Here is a 261-nt window from a genome sequence, read left to right as displayed (position 1 = left end):
CGTGTCGAGCAGCGCACCGACTTCGACAAGCTGATCGTCGACGTCGAGACCAAGCAGGCGATGCGTCCGCGTGACGCCATGGCCTCCGCCGGTAAGACGCTGGTCGAGCTGTTCGGTCTGGCCCGCGAGCTGAACATCGACGCCGAGGGCATCGACATGGGCCCGTCCCCCACGGACGCCGCCCTTGCCGCTGATCTGGCGCTGCCGATCGAGGAGCTGGAGCTCACCGTTCGGTCGTACAACTGCCTCAAGCGTGAGGGC

1 protein-coding gene is annotated in these 261 nt (G+C 67.0%); it reads left to right on the top strand.

Annotated elements, in window-relative coordinates; all coding sequences use genetic code 11:
- A partial coding sequence (locus TN53_RS43915) for a DNA-directed RNA polymerase subunit alpha C-terminal domain-containing protein (protein ID WP_046264543.1) occupies positions 1-261 on the top strand: 261 nt, incomplete at both ends.

This window comes from Streptomyces sp. WM6386 (genome assembly GCF_000972385.1).
In the GTDB taxonomy this organism is placed as follows: Bacteria; Actinomycetota; Actinomycetes; order Streptomycetales; family Streptomycetaceae; genus Streptomyces.
Note: the sequence above shows the minus strand (reverse complement) of the source record. Positions and strands in the feature narration are given on the sequence as shown.